Here is a 21,348-nt window from a genome sequence, read left to right on the forward strand (position 1 = left end):
CGCCCGTCCCGGGGCCGCCCCCGCCCCCCCCCCCGCGCCCGCCCCCCCCCCGCCCCCCCGCGGCCGGGTCCCGCCTAAGCGACGGCCTGGAGCGCCGCCGTGACCGTGTCCAGGAAGCGGGTGTGCGCCTGCGGGCTCGGCGGGAGTTCCGGGTTCCAGGGTGCGGTACGCACGGTCGAGGTGAAGTCCGCCGGCAGGGCCCCCGCGTGGGCGCGGACGTCGACGAGGACGAGATCCGGTGCGAGCGCGGCGGCCTCGGACCAGGCGACCGTCGACCAATTGGCGCCCGGACTCTCGGCGGGCTCGAGCAGCGGGACGCCGAGGCCGGTCAGCTCGCTCAGATCGGGCCAGGCGTGGGGGCGGGCGAGATGTACCGAGTCCGCGTCGGCGGAGGAGAGGGCGAGGACGCGCAGCCGCGGGTCGGCGGCCGCGCGCAGCGTCAACCGCTGCTCCGCGGCGGTCAGTTCGGCCTCGGCCGCATCGTCGGGTGCCGCGCCCAGGGAACGGGCCAGCTGCGCAAAACTCTCGCGGACCTGGGTGAGCGTACGGCCAAGGCTCACATCGACGGCGACCACCGGGATGTGCTCCTCCAGGTGCTTGGCCGCCTCGGGCGTGATGCCGTACGTCTGCCCGCCGCCGTAGGTCACGGCCACGATCAGGTCGGGGTCCGCGGCGAGCAGCGCGTCCAGGTCGAGGGCGGCGCCCGCTCCGTAGTACGGGAGCCCGGCCAGGGGCAGCTCGCCCGCCTTCGCCGGGTCCGGTGCGGCCGGGTCGTCATGGCTCGACCCGAAGATGCCGGCCGGGCGCAGACCGTGGTCCCACAGGGCGGCGCCGACCTGTATGTACGCGGCTAATCGCGTCGGCCTGCGGGCCGAGACCACCAGATGACCGCGGTCGTCCGTGAACTCCCAGGCTGTTGCCGGCCGAGTCGGCGAACCGGGTGCGGATTCAGATTCCATGGAGCCTCCATCCATTCCGCCGGGTACCTGCCCCTGTTCGCCCGCCCACAAGCCCCCGGGGAGAACGTCACACAGCGTTGCCGTTCCCGGGCGGCCCGGGCGGCCCGAGTGCGTGGCGCCTGCCATCCGCCACGTGCGCATACGCTGGGCGGATGCAGGACGAGTACCGCACCGTGGCCCATGAGGGCGTGCACGAGACCGAGGTCAACCGCTCACGTTTTCTGTGCGCGCTCGCCCCGGCGGCCACCGAGCAGGAGGCCCAGGCCTTCGTCGCCCGGATCCGCAAGGAGCACCCGACGGCGACGCACAACTGCTGGGCGTATGTGATCGGCGCGGACGGCGGTGTGCAGAAGGCAAGCGACGACGGGGAGCCCGGCGGCACGGCCGGACTGCCGATGCTGCAGATGCTCACGCGTCGCGAGATGCGGTACGTCGTCGCCGTCGTCACCCGCTACTACGGCGGCGTGAAGCTCGGCGCCGGCGGTCTGATCAGGGCGTACGGGGGAGCGGTCGGTGAGGCGCTCGACGCACTCGGCACGCTCACCAAGCGCCGGTTCCGGCTGGTCACCGTGACGGTCGACCATCAGCGCGCGGGCAAGCTGCAGAACGATCTGCGCACGGCCGGACGCCAGGTGCGGGACATGCGGTACGGGGAGGCGGTGACGCTGGAGATCGGGCTTCCGGATACCGATGTCGAGGCCTTCCGCGGCTGGCTCGCGGACGCGACGGCGGGCACGGCGACGCTCGAGATCGGTGCGGAGGCGTACGGGGACGCGTGACCGTGACGGCACGCGCCGACCCGCACGTACGCATGCGTCAGTCCGCCCCCGGCTCCGCGGCGGTGAAACGCTCGAACCCCGCGTGGAAGGCCGTGCCCTGAGGGTCGGTCTCGTTGTAGTGGAAGGCCGAGACACCGCAGCCGCGGGCGGCGAAGGCGTCGCCGGTGTAGGCGGCGACGGGCTTGCCGTCGAGGGCGAGTTCCACCTTGATCCGGCCCTTTCCGACGGGCGTACAGGTCAGCGCCATGTCGATCTCCTGCCGGTTCTTCACCTCCAGGCCGAGATCCGCGAGGTTCTTCTCGACGACCCGGTCGTGCTGGAACTCTCCCTTGTGCCGGAACTCCCGCACGATCAAGGCTTCCTGGCCCGTGGTCACATAGCCCGACCAGCGAGAGCCCTTCCCGTAGTCGCCGGAGCCGTTGCACCACAGGCCGATCCCGCCGTCGCCCCCGTACCAGGACGCCTGCGTGCTGATCCGCACCGCGGACGTGGACGGCTCGAAGGGCGCCTGCGGCCACACCTCCAGCTGGAGCCTGGGGCTCACCAGCATGGTGCCGCCCTTGTGCGTGACCTTCCCCAGGTCAGGGTCCTTGTGCGTCCAGTCGCCCGAGTCGGTCAGATCGTCGGCGTACGACAGCGGAGGCGAGTCCGTTGACTTCCCCGGGCCTGCCGCGCCGCCCGATTGATCCCCCCTCGTGCTGAGCACGACGGCCAGGAGCACGGCCGCGACCGCGCTGCCGGCCGCGAATCCCCACAGCCGCAGCTGCTTGCCCCGGTCGCCGTCGCGGTCGCCGTCGACGGTTCCGGGTGACGGGCGGGGCGCAAGCGACACGGTCGGCGTGCCGTCCACCGCCTCAGCCGCCCCCGCGAGCCGGGTGACGAGCTGGGCCGCGGTGGGACGCTGCGCCGGATCCTTGCGCAGACAGTCCGCGATCACCGATCGCACCGGTTCCGGCACCGCCGTCAGGTCGGCCTCGTCCTCGCACACGGCGACCAGGACTTCGTAGGACCCGGAGCCGTCGAACGGATGCCGGCCGGTGGCGGCGAAGTACAGCGTGCTGCCGAGCGAGAACACGTCCGAGGCACTGGTGACGCGCTGCGCCCTGACCTGCTCGGGCGACATGTAGGAGGGGGAGCCGACCAGACTGCCCGGCGTGGTGAGCGCCGATTCGAGCAGACGGTCGTCGCGGGCGATGCCGAAGTCGATGATGCGCGGCCCGTCCGGTGAGAGCAGCACATTGGACGGCTTGATGTCCCGGTGGACGATCCCCACCCGGTGCACCTGTGCCAGCGCGTGCGCGACGGCCAAGGCGAGCGACTGGAGCCGGCCGGAGGCCAGCGGCCCGCTGCTGCCCACGTACTCGGCGATCGTCGGCCCGGGCACGAACTCGCTGACGATGTACGGGGTACGCGCGGTCAGGTCGGCGTCCAGGACCCGTGCCGTGGCCAGTTCGCCGACCCGGCTGGCCGCGCCGAACTCCCGGCGGACGCGGGCGAGCGCGATCTCGTCGTACTCCTTGCCCGGGAGCAGGAACTTCACGACGACCTGCCGACCCTCCGGGTCGCGGGCGAGCCATACGACTCCCTGCCCGCCGCGGCCGAGTTCGCGCTCGCAGATGTATCCGGCCACCGCCCCGTGCATCCGTGGATCCATGCCCGCCCCCTCGCCGCCGGACCGCCACGATCCCCAATTCCGTCCGGTTCACGGCTGTTTCGCAGCGTATCGGCTCTCCTGGACGCGAAAGGCCTCTTGGCCGGGTCTGCCGCACAGCCGGCGCACAGTTGTGGCAGAGTCGTCGCGATTGTCAGGGCATGTTCAGGCGGTGTGCTGACCGGGCCCGAAAGCGGACCCCGTGCCCGCAGAAGAGTGCGGCGGACAGTGATCACGACGCCGGCCGCCGCATCGCTCGCCGTGACGCGAGGGCGTACAGATCGGGGTCCAGCCCGGCGGCAACCTGATCACTGCGGGCGGTACACCCAGCGCGGGCACGAAGACCACCGCGGTGGGCCTGCGACACCGGCCCACGATCTACGAGGCCGTCTCGGCCGTGGCCTGCCACTGTGAGGGCTGGGGCATCCAGGTCAACCCGCCGGGTGGGCAGGCCACGTCACGTACAAGTACCGGCCGTCCGCGCGGCCCGAGTTGTACGACGGCACCGTCACGATCACCTCCCTCGCGCCGCCCGGCGATCAGCCGCACATCAACTACCGCATGGTCGTGGACTGGGACGTGGACCCGACACCGCTCAAGGGGTACGTGACCCTCGAGGCGGACCACCCGAAGGTCGAGTTCGCCAGCGATTACGGGACTCGCCGGACCCGACCCCGGATCCGGCCGGCCCAAGCGCGCCGGCCACGTTCGTGCTCGGCTACCGGCCGGTGACCTGAGCGGGACGCGGTGAACGGACAGGAGGCGGGCGGCCGGTCCTGACGACGGCCGCCCGTCGGCTGTCCGGGCCGAGCTGCGGCTGGGACAGGGCGTATCGTGCAAGGTCGGCGCGGTACGTGGGAAGGATTCATCGGCAGTGGGGGACGACGAGCCGCAGGGGCGCGACGAGGAGCTGCGGGCGCCCGGCGGGCGGCGCGAAGAGGCGCGGGCGCCCAGTGAGCGGCGCGAGGGCGCCTTGGCGTTCCGTGGGCGTGACAACGAGGTACGGCGCATCGATGATCTGCTCGCGGGCGCCCGCGACGGGGTGAGCGGGGCGCTGCTCGTCCATGGGGAAGCCGGGATCGGCAAGACCACACTGCTCGATTACGCCGCTGCCCGGGCGGCCGACGGAATGCGCGTGTTGCGCGTCGAGGGCGTCGAGTCGGAGACGGACCTGCCGTTCGGGGGGCTGCACCAGCTGTTCCTGCCCGTGCTCGACCTCCTCGACAGGCTGCCGGACGCGCAGGCCACCGCGCTGCGGGCGATCTTCGGGCTTGCCGGCGGAGCGGTGCACGACCGCTTCGTCCTGGGCCTCGCCGCGCTGTCGACGCTCGCGGAGGCCGCCGGCGAGCAGCCGGTGCTGTGCGTGATCGACGACGTGCAGTGGCTCGACCAGCCGTCCGTGGACGTGCTGGCGTTCGCTGCCCGACGGCTGTGCGCCGAGCGCGTCGTGATGCTGTTCGGGCTGCGGGACGGGGGTGGGTCCGGAGCGGGGCCCGCAGGACGTGGAGCCGGGGCGGGGCCCACGGGTGATGCCTCTCTCACGGACGACGCGCCTCGGTTCAAGGGCATACCCCGTCTCCCTCTCGGGGGCCTCGACCGTCAGTCGGCCACGGCCCTGCTGACCGGGCTGCTGCCGCCGGTCGCGGACCGGATCGCCGAGCAGGCACAGGGCAATCCGCTCGCCCTGCGCGTCCTCGCCGACGCCCTCACGCTGGCCCAACGGGAGGGACAGCTGGGCCCGTTGGCGCTGCCGGACGACGTGGCACCGCTGCCCGGCCGCCTGCAGGATCTCATCGCGCAGCGGATCGGACGGCTGCCCGCGGCCACCCGGGCGGTGCTCACGGTCGCCGCCGCCGACGACACGGGGGAGCTCGCCGTGGTAGTGGGGGCGATCGGCCGGTTCGGTGGCACGGTGGCGGACCTCGAACCCGCCGAACAGGCCGGAATCGTACGGCTCTCAGCCTCGGCCGTGCGTTTCGGACACCCGCTGAGCCGGTACGCGGCCTACCAGTCCGCGCCGCTCTCCCGACGTATCGCCGCCCATCAGGCACTCGCGGCCGCGCTGGACTCCGAACGGCATGCGCACCGGCGCGCGTGGCACCTGGCCGCCGCGGCGACCGGTCCCGACGAGCGGGTCGCGGCGGAGCTGGAACGGGTCGCCGCCTGGGCGGGCAGCCGGCAAGGAGCGGCCTCCGCGTCCGCGGCGTACGAACGGGCAGCCCAGCTCACCGCCGACCCGGACCTGCGCGCACGGCGTCTGATCGACGCGGCGCAGAAGGCGAGCGAGTCCGGCCAGGACGAACGCTGCCGCCGCCTCGCCGACCAGGTCCCGCTCCCGCTGTCGGACCCGGCCTCGGCCGCGGACCTCGCCCGGGCCCGTGCGGTCGTCGAGCTGGGATACGGCAGCCCGGCGCGAGCGGCTCGTACGCTGCTCGCGTGCGTGGACGAGCTGGGGCTTGGCGGCGGCGACACGCTGGGGCCCGTCGATAGCGACACGTCGGGGCCCGTCGACGGCGATACGTCGGGGCTGGTCGACGGCTCCACGCCGGGGCCTGTCGGCGGCGATACGTCGGGGCTCGCCGGCGCCGACAAGATGGCACCTCTGCTGACCGAGGCGCTGCACGCGGCGCTGTCCGCGGAGGACACCGCGCTCCTGGCGGAGATCGCCGCCCGCGCTCCGCATCTGCCCGAACTGGCCGTTGCGGCCTGGCTGTTCCCGATCGAGGCCCCCGACGCGCCCGCCGCACAGGGTTTCCCACCGCCCGCCGGTCACGGCTCCCCGCCGCCCACCGGAGACGACCACATGGCGCTCCTGATGGCCGCCCACTACGCGCATCTGCTCGCCGATCACCCTCGCGCGTACGACCACGCCACCGCGGCCGTCGCCCAGTGCCGCGCCAGCGGGATCGGCGGCTGGCTGCCCACGGCGCTCGATCTGCTCGCGCGCGTCGAGACGGCGCTCGGCAGGACCGGCGACGCGCAGGAGCACGCCACCGAGGGGCTCCAACTCGCCGACTCCTACGACCTGGACCACCGCGCCGCCCATCTGCGCTCCCGCCTGGCGCTGCTCGCCGCCGTCCAGGGCCACGAGGCGGACGTGCGCGAGCCCGCCGAGGAAGCGCTCGGCTATGCACGCCCGCGAGGGGTCGGCCGGGCCACCGCGGACGCCCTGCACGCGCTCGGGCTGCTCGAACTCGGTCTGGGCCGCGCCGAGTCGGCGCTCGCGCAGTTGCAGGCCGCGGCCGGCGAAAGGGCCCACCCCGCGCTCGCGCAGCACCTGCTCCCCGACCTCGTCGAGGCCGCCGTCCGTGCCGGCCGGCCGGACGAGGCGAGGGAACCGGCGGACCGCCTCGCGGCCTGGGCCGGCACCGTAGGGCAGCCCTCGCTCACGGCGCTGTCCCGCCGCTGTGCGGCACTGATCGGCCCGGACGAGCAGGCGGCGGAGCACTACACGCGGGCCCTGGCCCTGCACGAGCACGGCAGCGCTCACGACCGCGCCCGCACCGCACTCCTCTACGGGGAGTGGCTACGGCGACGACGCCGCAACGTCGAGGCCCGCGAGCACCTGCGTACCGCCATGGGGATCTTCACGAACGCGGGCGCCGCGCCGTGGGCGGACCGGGCACGCACCGAGCTCGAAGCCGCCGGGGAAGCGCACGACCCGGGCACGGACACCCTGATCGGCCGGCTCAGTCCGCAGGAACGCGAGGTCGTACGGCTCGCCGCCACCGGCGCGACCAACCGCGAGATCGCCACGCAGCTGTTCCTCAGCCCGCGCACGGTCGGCCACCACCTCTACCGGGCTTTCCCCAAGCTCGGTATCAGCTCCCGTACGCAACTGTCCGACCTTCTGGAGTCATGAGGCGGAAGGCACCGAGAAGACCATCCGGATCTCCGTGACCCGGAAGCCGGCGCGCGCGAAGGCGGCGGCCATCGGCACGTTCCCCTGGTCCGTGGTGGCGGTGATCCGCTCGGCGCCTGCCGCGGCCTGGAAGCGGGTGATCTCGGCGAGCACCTCGTCCGCGTAGCCGCGACCGCGGTACTCCGGGAGTACACCTATGTAGCCGACATTGCGGGCATATGGCGTCGCCGAGGGGATCGCCAGGCCCACGACCTCGCCGTCGGCGTCGTACGCGAGACGCCACCAGTCGCGTTCCCCGAGGCAGTTCAGATAGAAGTCCATGGCCTTGCGGGCCGCTGCATCGACGCCGATTTCGGCGATGTCCTTACGGGTACCGGCGTCCAGGCTGCCCTCCGCGATCCCGCGGAAGACCGGGAAGAACTCCTCGTCCGTGGCGGCGGCGAAGGTCAGCCGGGTCCCGGCGGCCGGCAGTGCGGCGTCGGGTGTCCACTCCAGCTGCAGCCGCTCCACCACGTGGCTGAGTCCGGCGGCCAGCGCGGCGTCGTGGCGCCACTCGGCGGCGGCGGACATGGCCGGATTGTCACGCCAGCCCTCGGTGAGCTTCACGGTGAGGATCGGCAGATCGGCCGCGCCCCGCGCGGTGAAGCTCTCGAGGCCGGCGGCCAGCAGGCCCGCCGCGACCTTGGCGCGGTCAGGGACCGAGGCGTCCACCCACAGGCAGTCGAGGTCCACAGGATGATCGGCGGTCGACTGTCCCCACCAGAGCGCCCTGCCCACCACCTTTCCCTCGTCCTCGGCCAGCCAGGTCCACTCGGGCCGGTACATCCGCTGGCGCAACTCGTCCAGGTAACGGTCGGCGGGAATCCAGCCAACGGGCTCGTCGACCACGACTGCCGCCACGCGGTCGGTGTCACTGTCGGTCGCAGATCGGAACAGCATGCGTTCTCCAAAGTTTTGGTGTGTGCCGTCAACGTACGAAGCCGGCCGGGCGGGCCGGTATCGGTCGCCATGACTTAATGCCGTCGTGGCGTGACCACGGTGCTCGGTGCATGGCAAAGGGACGGCGACCGTGCAGGTCGCCGTCCCCGGTCGTTCAAGAAGCAGATCGGCTGTTGCTCAGCCGGCGTCGCGTTTGCGGTACCGGATGTGGGTGGTCAGCGGTGAGTGGAGCACCTCGATGGGCTCGAAGTCGAAGGTCTCGATGCCGTCGAAGATGCGTTCGCCGCTGCCGAGCAGGACGGGCGCGATGTCGAGGGTGAGCTCATCGATCACGCCGGCGGCGAGTGCCTGTCGGACCGTCGAGGCGCCGCCGGCGATGTCCACGCCCTTGCCGTCGGCGGCTTCGAGCGCCTGCGCGTAAGCGGCGTCGAAGCCTTCGGTGACGAAGTGGAAGGTGGTCCCTCCCTCCATCTTGATCGGCTCGTGGGCGTAGCGGGTGAGCACGAAGACCGGGGCGTGGTACGGGGGTTCGGAGCCCCACCACCCGTCCCACGCCTCGTCCCACTCGCCTCGGATCGGCCCGAACATGTTCCGGCCCATGACGTAGGCGCCACGCGGGCGCATCAGCCAGCTGTTGGCCGTCTTGTTGGCTTCGGTCGCCGCTGGGTCGCCGATATGCCAGCGGTGCAGCTCTTTACCGCGCTTGCCCAGCGGATCGTCGCGGCTCTGCTCGGGTCCGGCGACGAAGCCGTCGAGCGAGATGGACATGTGGCAGGTGGTGTCGGACATCAGCTTTGTCTCCGGATACGTTCGGGTGCGATGGGTGACGGAAGTGGTGTGAACGTACAAGGGCCCCGGGAGGACCCGCTATCGGTCGCCATGACGTAATGCGTTCCGAGGTCGGTGGTAAGTCAGGTGCCGTCAGGCGTTAGCGTGGTGGCTGTCGATCCGGCTTGCTGGGCCGACGGGTGCTGTTTTCTGGGGTCACTGAGAGAAAATGCAGGTCAGAGCGGTTCTATGAGAGTGCTGCACACATCGGACTGGCACTTGGGGCGGGCATTTCACCGCGTCAGCCTGCTCGACGCCCAGGCCGCGTTCATCGATCACCTCGTGTCCGTCGTACGCGAGGAGCGGGTCGACGCGGTCGTCGTCGCCGGGGATGTGTACGACAGGGCCGTGCCGCCGCTGTCCGCCGTGGAGCTCTACGACGACGCCCTGCACCGGCTCGCCGACCTCGGCGTGCCGGTCGTGATGATCTCCGGGAACCATGACTCGGCCCGCCGCCTCGGCGTGGGCGCCGGCCTCATCGGCAAGGCGGGCATCCATCTGCGCACCTCACCTGCCGCGTGCGCCACCCCCGTGGTGCTCGCCGACGAGCACGGCGACGTCGCGTTCTACGGGCTGCCGTATCTCGAACCCGCCCTGGTCAAGGACGAGTTCAAGGTCGAAAAGCCCGCCCACGAGACGGTGCTCGCCGCGGCCATGGACCGCGTGCGCGCCGATCTTTCCGTACGGGCGGCAGGCACCCGCTCCGTCGTGCTCGCGCACGCCTTCGTGACCGGCGGTGAACCCAGCGACAGCGAGCGGGACATCACCGTCGGAGGCGTCCAGTCCGTGCCGGCCGGGGTCTTCGACGGCGTCGACTATGTGGCGCTCGGCCATCTGCACGGCTGCCAGACCCTCACCGAACGCGTCCGCTACTCCGGCTCCCCGCTCGCGTACTCCTTCTCGGAACAGCACCACCGCAAGTCGATGTGGCTGATCGACCTCGGCCCCGGCGGCGAACTGGGCGCCGAGCGGATCGACTGCCCGGTGCCCCGCCCCCTGGCCAGGATCGAGGGCCGGCTCGACGAGCTGCTCGCGGATCCGGACCTCGCGCGCGTCACCGAGCACTGGGTGGAGGCCACACTCACCGACCCCGTACGGCCGGACGAGCCGATGGCGCAGCTCGCCGAGCGCTTCCCGTACGTCCTCAGCCTGGTCTTCGCTCCCGAACGGCAGCCGGGCGAACCGCAGGTGTCGTACGCGCAGCGGCTCAAGGACCGCACCGACGAGCAGATCGCCGAGGACTTCGTGGCGCATGTGCGCGGCGCGGGCCCCGACGACGCCGAACAGGCCGTGCTGCGCGGGGCGTTCGACGCCGTACGCGTCGACGAGACCCTGCGCGAGGTGGCCCGATGAGGCTGCACCGGATGACCCTCACGGCCTTCGGACCGTTCGGCGGCGTACAGGAGGTCGACTTCGGCGCACTGTCCGAGGCCGGACTCTTCCTGCTGCACGGACCGACGGGCGCGGGCAAGACCTCGGTCCTCGACGCGGTCTGCTACGCCCTGTACGGTTCCGTGCCGGGCGCAAGGCAGGGCGCCGGCGCGACCCTGCGCAGCGATCATGCGGCGCCCGCGGCCCGTACCGAAGTGGTGCTCGAACTGACCGTGGCCGGACGGCACTTGGAGGTCGGGCGGCAGCCGCAGTGGATGCGGCCCAAGAAGCGCGGCACTGGCACCACCATGGAGAAGGCCCAGTCCTGGCTGCGCGAGTACGACGCCTCGAAGGGCGCCTGGAAGGACCTCAGCCGCTCGCACCAGGAGATCGGTGAGGAGATCGGGCAGCTGCTCGGCATGAGCAAGGAGCAGTTCTGCCAGGTGGTCCTGTTGCCGCAGGGTGACTTCGCGCGCTTCCTGCGGGCGGACGCCGAAGCGCGCGGCAAGCTCCTCGGCCGGCTCTTCGACACCCGCCGCTTCGCCGCCGTCGAGCAGCATCTCGCCGAGCTGCGCCGGGGCACCGAGGCGCAGGTCCGCTCCGCCGACGAGCGGCTGCTCGCCGCCGCACAGCGGATGGAACAGGCCGCCGGGCGCGTGGCTCAGCTGCCGCTTCCGGAGGTCGCCGCGGGCGAACCGGGCCTGGCAGAAGGCGTGTTGACCTGGGCGGCGTGTGCCCGGTCCGCCGCGCGCGAGGCCCTCACGGTTGCGCGGGTGTCCCAGGATGCCGCACAGCAGGCCCGGGATGCTGCCCAGCAGAACCTCGACGGCGTACGGGAGACGCATCGGCTACAGCGCCGGCACGCCGAGGCGCGGGAGCGTGCCGAGCGGCTCGCCGGACGTGTCGAGGAGCACCGCGCCGACCAGGAGCGGATGGAGCGGGCGCGCAAGGCTGAGGCCGTGGCGCCCGCCCTTGCGCTGCGCTCCTCGGCCGATACCGCGCAGCGGCGCGCCGCCGACGAGGAGAGCCGGGCCAGGCGTGCGCTGCCCGAGTCGTTCGACGGCGCCGAGGCCGCCGCGCTCGCGGCCGCCGCACGCAAGGCCCACGAGGATCTGGGCTCGCTCGCCTCCGCCCGGCGCGCCGAGCAGCGCCTGCGGGAACTGGGCCACGAGCTCGCCGAGTTGGAGCAGGAGGAGTACACCGACGCGGCGGCCCTGGAGGAGGCTTCGGCGTGGCTCGCGGACTGGGACGCCGTACGCCACGGCCACCAGAGCCGGATCGACGAGGCGCAGGAAGCGGCCACCCGCGCGGGACAGCTCGAGGGCCGGGTCGGCCCGGCCCGCGAACAGGTGGAGGCGGCCCGGCGCCGTGACGCACTCGGCTCGTCCGTCACCGAAGCCCAGGAACAGGCACTCGCGGCCGGCCGGCGCGCGGGGGACGCGCGCGAGCACTGGCTCACCCTCAAGGAACAGCGGCTGCGCGGCATCGCCGCCGAACTCGCCGCCCAGCTGGCCGACGGCGACCCCTGCGCGGTCTGCGGCTCCGTCGAGCACCCCGCCCCGGCGCGCAGAGGCGAAGGGCACATCGACCGCCAGGCCGAGGAAACGGCCCTCGCCGCGTACCAGCGAGCCGACCAGGAGCGAGCCGAGGCCGAGAGCGCACTCGCCTCCGTACGCGAGGCCCTCGCCGCCGCCACCGCCTCCGCGGGCGGCGCTCCCACCGAGGAACTCACCACCGCACTCGGCGAGTTGGAGCAGGAGTACGCGCAGGTCCGCGCCCTCGCCTCCACCCTGCACGCCGCACGCGAGGCCTACGCGAGCGACGAACACGAGCACGACCGCCGGGTCGCCGCCCGGCAGGACGCCGAGCGGCGCGCCGCCTCCCGCACCTCGCGTCGCGAGAACCTCGCCCGTGAACAGGCGGTACTCCAGGAGGAGTTGACCCAGGCCCGGGGCAGCGCGGCGAGCGTCGCCGACCGGACACGGCAGCTGGAGCGGCAGGCCCAGCTGCTCACCGAAGCGGCCGAGGCGTCACGGGCCGCCCAGGAGGCGGCCGAGCGGCTCAAGGAGGCCGACGGCCGGCTCGCCGAAGCCGCCTACCGGGCCGGTTTCGACACCCCGCAGTCCGCGGCCGCGGCGGCACTCGACGCCGCGTCCCACCGGGAACTGCAGCGCCGGCTCGACGCCTGGCAGCAGGAAGACCTCGCCGTACGCGCGGTCCTCGCCGAACCCGACACACAAGCCGCCGCCCACCGCCCGGCCGCCGATCCGGCCGCGGCCGAACAGGCCGCACAGAGCGCGGAACAGATGTTGCGGCGCGCGGTCAGCGCCCAGACGGCCGCCGAGGAACGCTGCCGCGAGCTCGACCGGCTCTCGCGCCAGGCCGCCGCCGAAGCACGCCAACTGGCGCCGCTGCGCGAGGAGTACGACCGGGTCGCGCGCCTGGCGACGCTCGCCGCCGGCACCTCGGCGGACAACGAACGCAAAATGCGCCTCGAGTCCTATGTGCTCGCGGCCCGCCTCGAACAGGTCGCCGCCGCCGCGACCATGCGGCTGCAGCGGATGTCCGCCGGCCGCTACACCCTGGTCCACTCCGACGACCGCGCCGGCCGGGGCGCCCGCAGCGGACTCGGGCTCCACGTCATCGACGCCTGGACCGGACGCGAGCGAGACACCGCGACCCTCTCCGGCGGCGAGACCTTCTTCGCCTCGCTCGCCCTGGCCCTCGGGCTCGCCGACGTGGTCACCGACGAGGCCGGCGGCGTGCGGCTCGACACCCTCTTCATCGACGAGGGCTTCGGCAGCCTCGACGACCAGACCCTCGACGAGGTCCTCGACGTCCTCGACTCCCTGCGCGAACGCGACCGCAGCGTCGGCATCGTCAGCCACGTCGCGGACCTGCGGCGGCGCATCCACGCCCAGCTGGAAGTGGTGAAGGGGCGCGCGGGCTCGGTGGTGCGGCAGCGAGGGCTCTCGGCCTGACCGTTCCGCGGCCCGCTTTATGGCCTGCCTGTGCGTACGGCAGCTGACCTCGGGTACTCGGCGGCCACGTCGCCCTCAGCAACGTAAGCGGCGGCGCACCCATCCGAGGGAGGAATTGCCACCATGCCCACCGGCAAGGAAACCGGATCCGTCACCGGCACCAAGGACAAGGACTACAACCTCGTCTGGTACGTGGAGTCCTGCCTGAACAATGCGCTGCGCCTGGAGACGTACATCCAGGACGCGGAGCGTGAGAAGGACGAACCGGTCGTCGAACTGTTCCGCAAGGCGCAGGCCGACAGCCGCAAGGGTGCCGAGATCGGCAAGAAGCTGCTGCGCGAGCGCCTGGCCGGCTGACGCCGGGCCCGCTCCTCAGCGGCTGATCGCGCGCCGGGGCAGGGGCGAGGAGTACACCACGCTCGTCGTCACCGAGCCCAGCGTGCCGATCTTCCCGGAGATCTCCTCGAGGTGGCTCATGGAGCGGGCCGCGACCTTGAGGACGAAGCAGTCGTCACCTGTGACATGGTGCGCCTCGAGGATCTCCGGGGTCACCTCCACCAGATCGTGGAACGGCTTGTAGTTGCCGTTCGGATACCTGAGCCGGACGAACGCCAGGATCGGCAGACCCAGTTCCTCGGGGACGACGACGGCCGAATAGCCCTGGATCACGCCCGCCTCCTCCAGGCGGCGCACCCGCTCGGTGACGGCGCTCGAGGACATGGAGACGGTGCGGGCGAGCTCCGCGAAACTGGCCCTTCCGTCACGCTGCAGGGCGTCGAGGATCAGCCAGTCGGTGGCGTCTGGGGAATAGCCGGTCATGTCCGAGAGATAGCAGGGGAATCACCGGCCGATCAAGGTGTACGCCGGGGAAATTCCCTGGTCGACACATGATCACCGGCCATAGATTACTGGGCATGACGACGACACAGACCGCCCTGACCAGCGACAACCCCGTTCTGCGGGTGCCCCCGGCCGCCCCTGCCGCGGCCGCCGCCTACTTCGCCGCCTCACTTGCTTTCCACGCCGATGTCTCCGATGTCGCGGCCGCCCTGGCCGCCGGCGGCGACCCCGGTTTCGTGGTCATCGACACACGCTCCACCGCCTCCTGGGACCAGGGCCATGTGCCCGGCGCGATCCATCTGCCGACCGCGCAGATACCCGAGCAGGCCGAGCAGCTCCTGGACAAGTCCGTTCCCGTGATCACGTACTGCTGGGGCCCAGGCTGCAACGGAGCGACCCGCGCGGCGCTCGCCCTCGCCCAACTCGGCTTCCAGGTCAAGGAGATGCTCGGCGGCTTCGAGTACTGGGCGCGCGAGGGCTTCGCGTACGAGACCTGGGAAGGTTCCGCCCAGCGTGACGCCGATCCGCTGACCGCGCCGATCGAGGGCGACTGCGGCTGCTGACGGGCAGGGGTGCGGGTGCCGGGGGTGGTCGCGGGCGGGCGGTGCGGTGCCGGCGGACAATCCGTTTGAGCGTGCCGCCCATGGCGGGCATCATGATCCGTCATGCCTCGACTCCCGCACCCCACGCCCGAACAGCTCCGCCGCGACCCCCTGCCCCTGCGCGGCCGCACCGCCCTGGTGACCGGTGCGAGCCGGCGCGGCGGCATCGGCTACGCGGTCGCCCGCAGGCTCGCCGCGTACGGCGCGAGCGTCTATCTGCACCACCATGTGCCGCACGATGACGAGATGCCCTGGGGCGGCGACCGTCCCGAGGAGGTCGTCGCAGGAGTACGTGAAGTGCTCGGCGACCCCGAGGCGGTGGTCGTCGACGGGCCGGGCGACCTCTCCGACCCTGCCGTCCCCGACCGGCTGATCGGGGAGGCCGCGGCCGCGCTCGGCGGACGGCTCGACATCCTCGTCGCCAACCACGCGCTCAGCGGCAGCGACGGCCAACTCCACGAGATCGACGCCGCGATGCTCGACCGGCACTGGGCCGTCGACACCCGCTCCGTGCTGCTGCTCGTGCAGGCCTACGCCGGACTGCGGGCCGCACTGCCCGAGCCCGCTCCCGGCGGGCGGGTGGTGATGATGACCTCCGGACAGGACATCGCCGCCGGTATGCCGCACGAGATCGCGTACTCCCTGCAGAAGGGCGCGCTCGCCTCGGCCACCCGCACCCTCGCCACGGCGCTCGGCGAGCACCTCATCACGGTGAACACCGTCAACCCCGGCCCGGTGGACACCGATTACCTCACCGGAGAGATCTACGACGCGATCGCGGAACGCTTCCCCGCCGGCCGGTGGGGCATGCCCGACGACCCGGCCCGTCTGATCGCCTGGCTGGCCACGGACGAGGCCGAGTGGATCACCGGCAACGTGATCGACTCGGAGGGCGGATTCCGGCGCTGAGCCCGTCGGTGACATTGGCGGCCCCCCGTGCGTGGCGTTGGCGGCGCCCCGTGCGTGCGCGAAGCCGAGCGACATGGACATGCCACACCTATACTCGTCCGCGGCAATCCGACCGATCTCCAATTGGCGGGGGTATCCGTTGAAGACGAAGAAGGTATGCCGCATATTCGCCGTGGGCGCTGTCGCCCTCGGCGCCATCGCGTTCACGGCGAGTCCGGCCGCGGCCGGCACGGTCGTCGCGGATCCTGCCGGCGGGTCCGGCACCCTGGACACCAGGTTCCGCAGCGCGACCACCGCCCACCCGCTCTACATCACGGCGCACGACAGTGCGGCGGACGGCCATCATGTCCGCGTCCGTGTGCAGTCACGTACGCCGGGCGGGACGCTCACCAGCCACCCCTTCCGCAAGCTCACCTCGGGCGCGGGCACCTCGCAGACATGGACGACGTCGCTCAGCGACGACCGCGGCATCCTGGCGCTGCGCATCCAAGCCTGCATCTACGAGAAGGACAGGCGGCTGGGCTGCGACGAGTCCTCGTGGGACTACAACCCGGCGTACACCTGATCCACGAGGCAGGTGCAGGGCGTACTCGAGGCCGGTGAAGAGGCGCCGTCACCAAGACGGCGCCCCTTCCCGTAGCGCTCAGAGCCGCGAAAGCTCCTCGACCAGATCGTCGAGACCCAGCGAACCCTGCGACAGGGCCGCCATGTGCCAGGCCTTCGCGTCGAAGGAAGCGCCATGCGCACGACGGGCGTTCTCCCGGCCGAGCAGCCAGGCCCGCTCGCCCAGCTTGTAGCCGATCGCCTGCCCCGGCGTGGACAGATAGCGGATCAGCTCGCTCCGCACGAAGTCCGCGGGCCGGCTGGAGTGCCCCGCGAAGAACTCATGCGCCAGCTCCGGCGTCCAGCGCTCACCGGGGTGGAAGGGCGAGTCCGCCGGGATCTCCAGCTCCAGGTGCATCCCGATGTCGATGATCACGCGGACCGCGCGCATCATCTGCGCGTCCAGATAGCCGAGCCGCTCCTCGGCGTCGCGCAGGAAGCCGAGCTCGTCCATCAGCCGCTCGGCATACAGCGCCCAGCCCTCGGCGTTGGCGCTGACCATGCCCACGGAGGCCTGGTAGCGCGAGAGGTTGTCCGCGACGTGCACCCACTGCGCGAGCTGCAGATGGTGGCCGGGCACACCCTCGTGGTACCAGGTCGACACCAGGTCGTAGACGGGGAAGCGGGTCAGGCCCATCGTCGGCAGCCAGGTGCGTCCCGGACGCGAGAAGTCCTCGGACGGCGAGGTGTAGTACGGAGCCGCGGCGCCCCCGGGCGGGGCGATCCGGGACTCCACCTTCCGTACCCGCTCGGCGAGTTCGAAGTGGGTGCCGTCGAGCGCCTCGATGGCCTCGTCCATCACCTTCTGCAGCCAGGCGCGCACCTCCTCCACACCCTCGATATGGCGGCCGTGCTCATCGAGATGCGCAAGCGCCACCCAGGGGGTCTCCGCGCCGGGCAGGATCTTCTCGGCCTCGCTGCGCATCTCGCCGAGCAGCCGGTGGAACTCCGCCCAGCCGTACGCATAGGCCTCGTCGAGATCCAGATCCGTCCCGTTGTAGTAGCGCGACCAGCGCGCGTACCGCTCCCGCCCGACCGTGTCGGAGGCGTCCGCGACCGAGGGGGCGTACACCTCGCGCAGCCAGTCGCGCAGCTCCACCACGGCCGCCGTCGCGAGCCGTCCGGCTTCGTCGAGCTCGGCGCGCAGCGCGGCGGGCGCCGGGTCGGTGAACTCCTCGAACCAGCCACGCCCCGTGCCCGCCCACTCGGTGAGCTGCTCGATGAACGTCGCCGTCGCGCGCGGCCCTCCGTAGATCTTCTTCTCCAGGCCGAGCGCGAGCGACTCCCGGTATCCCGCGAACGCGGCGGGCACGGCCCGCAGCCTCGCGGCGACCGCGCGCCAGTCGTCCTCGGTGTCCACCGGCATCAGCGCGAACACATCGTGCACCTCATGCGCGGGCGACATGATGTTGCTGATCGCGCACAGCGCCTCATCCGCGTCGAGCACCTGGAGCTGCGCCGTCAGCCGCTCGCGGAGCAGGCGCGCGCAGCGCCGCTCGTGCTCGCTGTCCGCGCCGGGCACCTGCTCGGCGGCGTCAAGGCGGCTCAGCGTGGTGCGGGCGAGCTCGGCGAGCCGGCGGGTGCCCTCGGGCGACAAGTCCGGGAGCCGGGTGGCGCTTTCGGGATCGCCGAGATAGGTGCCGGTGACCGGGTCGAGGGCGATCAGGTCGTCCACGTAGGCATCGGCGACCTGACGGGGGAGAAGGCTGCGAGTGGTGTCTGACATGCGGGCAATCTTCATACGGCGACGTGCCTCGCGTCACCGGATTCCGCTCTCGGCTTTCCGCCTGACGCGGCGGAATCCGGCGCCTAGTGCCCGATAAACGGTCAACCGGCGGGCGGCGGAAGCAGCGGGCCGCAGTCCCACTGCTGGAAGATCAACCGGGTCTCGACCCGCGCCACTTCACGACGCGAGGTGAACTCGTCGAGCACGAGCCGCTGCAGATCCGCGGTGTCGCTCACGGCCACATGCACCAGATAGTCGTCGGGGCCGGTCAGATGGAAGACCGCCCGTGACTCCGAAAGAGCCCGGATCCGTTCCACGAACGGCCCGACCAGTTCCCGCCGGTGCGGCCGCACCTGCACCATCAACAGCGCCTGCAGTCCCCGCCCCAGCTTCGCCGGATCCAGGCGCAGCTGATGCCCGAGGATCACGCCGGCCCGGCGCAGGCGCGCCACCCGGTCGAGGCAGGTGGAGGCGGCGACGCCCACCTCGGCGGCGAGATCGCGGTAGGTGGTCCGGGCGTCGTTCTGCAGCAGACGCAATATGTCCAGATCGACCGGATCAAGTGCGACGGAGTCGTTCATCGGCCGAACGTAGCACGGGATTCCGCGGCTGATTCCGGTGTCCTGTTCAGAATCCGCGTATGGCAACCGACGACTTCAGCGCCGTATCCCGGGCGCTCGCCACCGAAGCCGTGCACGCCGGCCGCGAGGACCTCGCCGGGCTCGGACTGCACGCCCCGCCGCTCGATCTGTCGACCACCTACCCCTCGTACGACAGCCGCGACGAAGCCGCCCGGATCGACGCCTTCGCGACGACCGGCGCGCTCGACGACGGGCCGCCCGTGTACGCGCGCCTGAGCAATCCGACCGTTGCCCGCTTCGAGACCGCCCTCGCCAAGCTCGAAGGCACCGAGAGCGCCGTCTCCTTCGCCAGCGGAATGGCCGCGCTGACCGCCGTGCTCCTGGTGCGCGCCAGCCTCGGGCTGCGCCACGTCGTGGCCGTCCGGCCGCTGTACGGCTGCAGCGACCACCTCCTGAACGCCGGACTTCTCGGTACGGAGGTCACCTGGGTCGATCCGGCGGGCATCGCGGACGCCATCCGCCCCGACACCGGTCTTGTGCTCGTGGAGTCCCCGGCCAACCCCACCCTGCGCGAGCTCGATCTGCGGGCCATCGCCCACTCCTGCGGCTCGGTGCCGCTGCTCGCCGACAACACCTTCGCCACGCCCGTGCTGCAGCGGCCGGTCGAGAGCGGGGCGCGCCTCGTGCTGCACAGTGCGACCAAGTACCTCGGCGGGCACGGCGATGTGATGGGCGGCATCGTGGCCTGCGACGAGGAGTTCGCGCGCAAGCTGCGGCAGGTGCGGTTCACGACCGGCGGGGTGCTGCACCCCTTCGCCGGATATCTGCTGCTCCGGGGTCTTGCGACCCTTCCCGTACGGGTGCGGGCGGCGTCCGCCACGGCCGCGGAGCTGGCGGCGCGGCTCTCCGCCGATCCACGGATCAGTGCCGTGCACTATCCGCGGATCGGCGGGGCGATGGTGGCCTTCGAGACCGCGGGCGATCCGCACGAGGTGATCGGCTCGGTACGTCTGATCACCCCGGCGGTCAGCCTCGGCAGTGTCGACACCCTCATCCAGCACCCGGCGTCCATCAGCCATCGGATCGTGGACGCCGGGGACCGCCGGTCCTCGGGTGTGAGCGACCGGCTGCTTCGGATGTCGGTCGGCCTGGAGGACGTCGAGGACCTGTGGACCGATCTGGACCAGGCGCTCAGCGGCCGTCAGGGTCGACAGGACCAGGCGCTCAGTGGCCGTCAGGGTCGACAGGAGCGGGCTGGACGGCGGACGGGAGCGGTGAGTTGACGGGCATGGCGTCGAGCCGTGCCGTGATCACCAGGGTGCCCTCCTCGATCTGGTAGTCGAGCGGCAGACCCAGGCCGCGCATCGCCGCGACCATGCCGGTGTTGGCGGCCCGGGTCACCGCGTACACGCTCGCGCAGCCGGCCTCGACCGCCATCGCGACCAGACGGTCGAGGAGTTCGGCGCCGATGCCGCGGCGCTGCCAGTCGTCCTCGACGACCAGCGCCACCTCGGTCTCGTCGCCGTCCCACAGCAGATGCCCGAGCGCGACCAGGCGGCCCGATGCGGTCTGCACGGCGAGGGTGCGGCCGTACCGGGGGCTGAGCAGGTGGTTGAGGTACTTGTCGGCGTCGCCGACCGGTCCGTGGTAGCGCAGCCGCAGGGTGTCGGGGGAGCAGCGCTCGTGCATCGCCTTGGCGGCTTCGACGTCGGAGAGGTCCGCGCGGCGCACCGTGATCGCGTTGCCCTCGGGCAGCGTCAGCACGTCCTGGGCGCGCGGAATCCGCGGTCCGAGCCGGGCGTCCAGCTCCACGAGGGCCCGGGCGCGGGCGAACTCGGTGGGCGTGAACGGCAGATACGGCCGCTCCACCACGATCTCGCCGCCCTCCCCGTCCTGCAGTCGCAGCACGCAGTCCTCGAGGCGGCCCTCGACGGGCGAGTTCTGCGCGGTGCGGGCCCGGGACTTGGCGGGCACGGAGCGGATGGTGCACCGGCCGAGCAACTGTCGCAGAGCGAGCGGGAGTTCGGCGGCGTCCAGGGCCGTACGCGTGGCCAGGCCCAGGATGCGGGTGGGTGCGTCCACCAGGTCGTGGGCATCGGCCCGCTCGATCCAGGTGCCGGAGCCCCCGGCCGCCGCGACCGCCCGCGTCAGTTCGGCGGTGGGAAGGTCCTGCGGGGCACGCAGCAGGAACTCGTCCACCGTGCCTTGCGCGAGCGGATGCGTCTGCAGGCTGAGGATGTCCACGCGCAGCCCCGCGAGCGCGGCGCACAGCGCGGCCAGTGAACCCGGTTCGTCGCGCACGGTGGTCCGCATCCGCCACAGGGTGGTCGGCTTCTCCTGTGGTGCGCTGTGGGCGTTCTCCTCTGCCGAGGCGGGCGACGCCGACGGGACCGTGGGCGGTGGCGGGGCCGGCGGTGCGTGGCTATGTCGTCGCGCCCACCAGGTGTGGAACAGGGCTGTGGCCACCAGCGCCACGGCCGAGGCGATCAGCATGAACGGGCCGCGCGGCCCCTTGACCACGGTCTTCGCGATGGTGTCCGCGACCGCCACGGCGGTGAACAGCGCGGCGAGCTCGACGGCATCACGACGCCAGTGATGGCGTGCGGTGCGCGGGGAGCGGTCGGCGCGGAGTTTGCCCCACCGGCGGGTCGTGGGCCTGCTCCGGGTCCCGGGTGCGGACCGGCTTGTGGTCTCAGAAGTCACTTCCGTCATGCCAG

At 72.2% G+C, this 21,348-nt stretch carries 17 protein-coding genes; 9 read left to right on the forward strand and 8 right to left on the reverse strand.

The window, feature by feature from the left end; all coding sequences use genetic code 11:
• Nucleotides 1-74: 74 nt before the first annotated feature.
• On the reverse strand, nt 75-959 hold the full coding sequence (locus ABT367_RS10710; protein ID WP_352251697.1) for an ABC transporter substrate-binding protein: 885 nt from the start codon (nt 957-959) through the stop codon (nt 75-77).
• Between the two features lie 152 nt (nt 960-1,111).
• Between ABT367_RS10710 and ABT367_RS10715 the strand changes: the two genes are divergently transcribed.
• Nucleotides 1,112-1,738 (forward strand): YigZ family protein, encoded by a 627-nt coding sequence (locus ABT367_RS10715; RefSeq protein ID WP_352251699.1) that lies wholly within the window; start codon nt 1,112-1,114, stop codon nt 1,736-1,738.
• Between the two features lie 37 nt (nt 1,739-1,775).
• Here the strand turns inward: ABT367_RS10715 and ABT367_RS10720 are convergent, their stop codons facing one another.
• Complete coding sequence (locus ABT367_RS10720; RefSeq protein WP_352251701.1) at nt 1,776-3,392, reverse strand: serine/threonine-protein kinase; 1,617 nt, start codon at nt 3,390-3,392, stop codon at nt 1,776-1,778.
• 871 nt (nt 3,393-4,263) lie between these two features.
• On the opposite strand from ABT367_RS10720, the gene ABT367_RS10725 reads away from it, so the two are divergent.
• A complete protein-coding gene (locus ABT367_RS10725) occupies nt 4,264-7,251 on the forward strand; it encodes an AAA family ATPase (protein ID WP_352251703.1) in 2,988 nt (995 codons plus the stop codon).
• On the opposite strand, the gene ABT367_RS10730 is transcribed toward ABT367_RS10725, so the two are convergent.
• A complete protein-coding gene (locus tag ABT367_RS10730; protein ID WP_352251705.1) occupies nt 7,246-8,190 on the reverse strand; it encodes a GNAT family N-acetyltransferase in 945 nt (314 codons plus the stop codon). The two genes, ABT367_RS10725 and ABT367_RS10730, sit on opposite strands and share 6 nt — an antisense overlap.
• A gap of 177 nt (nt 8,191-8,367) precedes the next feature.
• Nucleotides 8,368-8,979 carry a dihydrofolate reductase family protein gene (locus tag ABT367_RS10735; protein WP_352251707.1) on the reverse strand — a complete coding sequence of 204 codons (612 nt, stop codon included), beginning with the start codon at nt 8,977-8,979 and terminating at the stop codon, nt 8,368-8,370.
• Between the two features lie 228 nt (nt 8,980-9,207).
• On the opposite strand from ABT367_RS10735, the gene ABT367_RS10740 reads away from it, so the two are divergent.
• The 3 genes from ABT367_RS10740 to ABT367_RS10750 all read left to right on the forward strand — a co-directional run bounded on the left by ABT367_RS10740 (nt 9,208) and on the right by ABT367_RS10750 (nt 13,727).
• Entirely contained in the window at nt 9,208-10,371 is a 1,164-nt protein-coding gene (locus ABT367_RS10740) for an exonuclease SbcCD subunit D (protein ID WP_352251709.1), read from the forward strand.
• Nucleotides 10,368-13,370, forward strand: coding sequence for an SMC family ATPase (locus ABT367_RS10745; RefSeq protein ID WP_352251711.1), 3,003 nt, complete (start codon nt 10,368-10,370; stop codon nt 13,368-13,370). The genes ABT367_RS10740 and ABT367_RS10745 overlap by 4 nt, the downstream gene beginning before the upstream one ends.
• 123 nt (nt 13,371-13,493) lie before the next feature.
• Complete coding sequence (locus tag ABT367_RS10750) at nt 13,494-13,727, forward strand: hypothetical protein (protein ID WP_352251713.1); 234 nt, start codon at nt 13,494-13,496, stop codon at nt 13,725-13,727.
• A gap of 15 nt (nt 13,728-13,742) precedes the next feature.
• Here the strand turns inward: ABT367_RS10750 and ABT367_RS10755 are convergent, their stop codons facing one another.
• Nucleotides 13,743-14,189: an Lrp/AsnC family transcriptional regulator gene (locus tag ABT367_RS10755; protein WP_165330152.1), complete on the reverse strand. Its 447-nt coding sequence runs from the start codon at nt 14,187-14,189 to the stop codon at nt 13,743-13,745.
• Between the two features lie 95 nt (nt 14,190-14,284).
• Between ABT367_RS10755 and ABT367_RS10760 the strand changes: the two genes are divergently transcribed.
• The 3 genes from ABT367_RS10760 (at nt 14,285) to ABT367_RS10770 (ending at nt 16,286) form a co-directional block, all read left to right on the forward strand.
• Nucleotides 14,285-14,773, forward strand: a complete 489-nt coding sequence (locus ABT367_RS10760) for a rhodanese-like domain-containing protein (RefSeq protein WP_352251715.1) — start codon at nt 14,285-14,287, stop codon at nt 14,771-14,773.
• Nucleotides 14,774-14,875: 102 nt separating this feature from the next.
• Nucleotides 14,876-15,721, forward strand: coding sequence for an SDR family oxidoreductase (locus ABT367_RS10765; protein ID WP_352251717.1), 846 nt, complete (start codon nt 14,876-14,878; stop codon nt 15,719-15,721).
• Nucleotides 15,722-15,893: 172 nt separating this feature from the next.
• A complete protein-coding gene (locus ABT367_RS10770; RefSeq protein ID WP_352251719.1) occupies nt 15,894-16,286 on the forward strand; it encodes a hypothetical protein in 393 nt (130 codons plus the stop codon).
• 78 nt (nt 16,287-16,364) lie between these two features.
• Here the strand turns inward: ABT367_RS10770 and ABT367_RS10775 are convergent, their stop codons facing one another.
• Together ABT367_RS10775 and ABT367_RS10780 are read right to left on the reverse strand one after the other, a co-directional pair.
• Nucleotides 16,365-18,050 carry a DUF885 domain-containing protein gene (locus ABT367_RS10775; protein ID WP_352251721.1) on the reverse strand — a complete coding sequence of 562 codons (1,686 nt, stop codon included), beginning with the start codon at nt 18,048-18,050 and terminating at the stop codon, nt 16,365-16,367.
• Between the two features lie 101 nt (nt 18,051-18,151).
• Nucleotides 18,152-18,631 carry an Lrp/AsnC family transcriptional regulator gene (locus ABT367_RS10780; protein ID WP_352251723.1) on the reverse strand — a complete coding sequence of 160 codons (480 nt, stop codon included), beginning with the start codon at nt 18,629-18,631 and terminating at the stop codon, nt 18,152-18,154.
• A 59-nt stretch (nt 18,632-18,690) separates the two neighbouring features.
• Between ABT367_RS10780 and ABT367_RS10785 the strand changes: the two genes are divergently transcribed.
• Nucleotides 18,691-19,914: a trans-sulfuration enzyme family protein gene (locus ABT367_RS10785; protein WP_352251725.1), complete on the forward strand. Its 1,224-nt coding sequence runs from the start codon at nt 18,691-18,693 to the stop codon at nt 19,912-19,914.
• On the opposite strand, the gene ABT367_RS10790 is transcribed toward ABT367_RS10785, so the two are convergent.
• Nucleotides 19,856-21,343, reverse strand: coding sequence for a GNAT family N-acetyltransferase (locus ABT367_RS10790; RefSeq protein ID WP_352251727.1), 1,488 nt, complete (start codon nt 21,341-21,343; stop codon nt 19,856-19,858). The two genes, ABT367_RS10785 and ABT367_RS10790, sit on opposite strands and share 59 nt — an antisense overlap.
• Between the last annotated feature and the right edge of the window lie 5 nt (nt 21,344-21,348).

Source organism: Streptomyces mesophilus (assembly GCF_040300965.1).
Taxonomy (GTDB): domain Bacteria; phylum Actinomycetota; class Actinomycetes; order Streptomycetales; family Streptomycetaceae; genus Streptomyces; species Streptomyces mesophilus_A.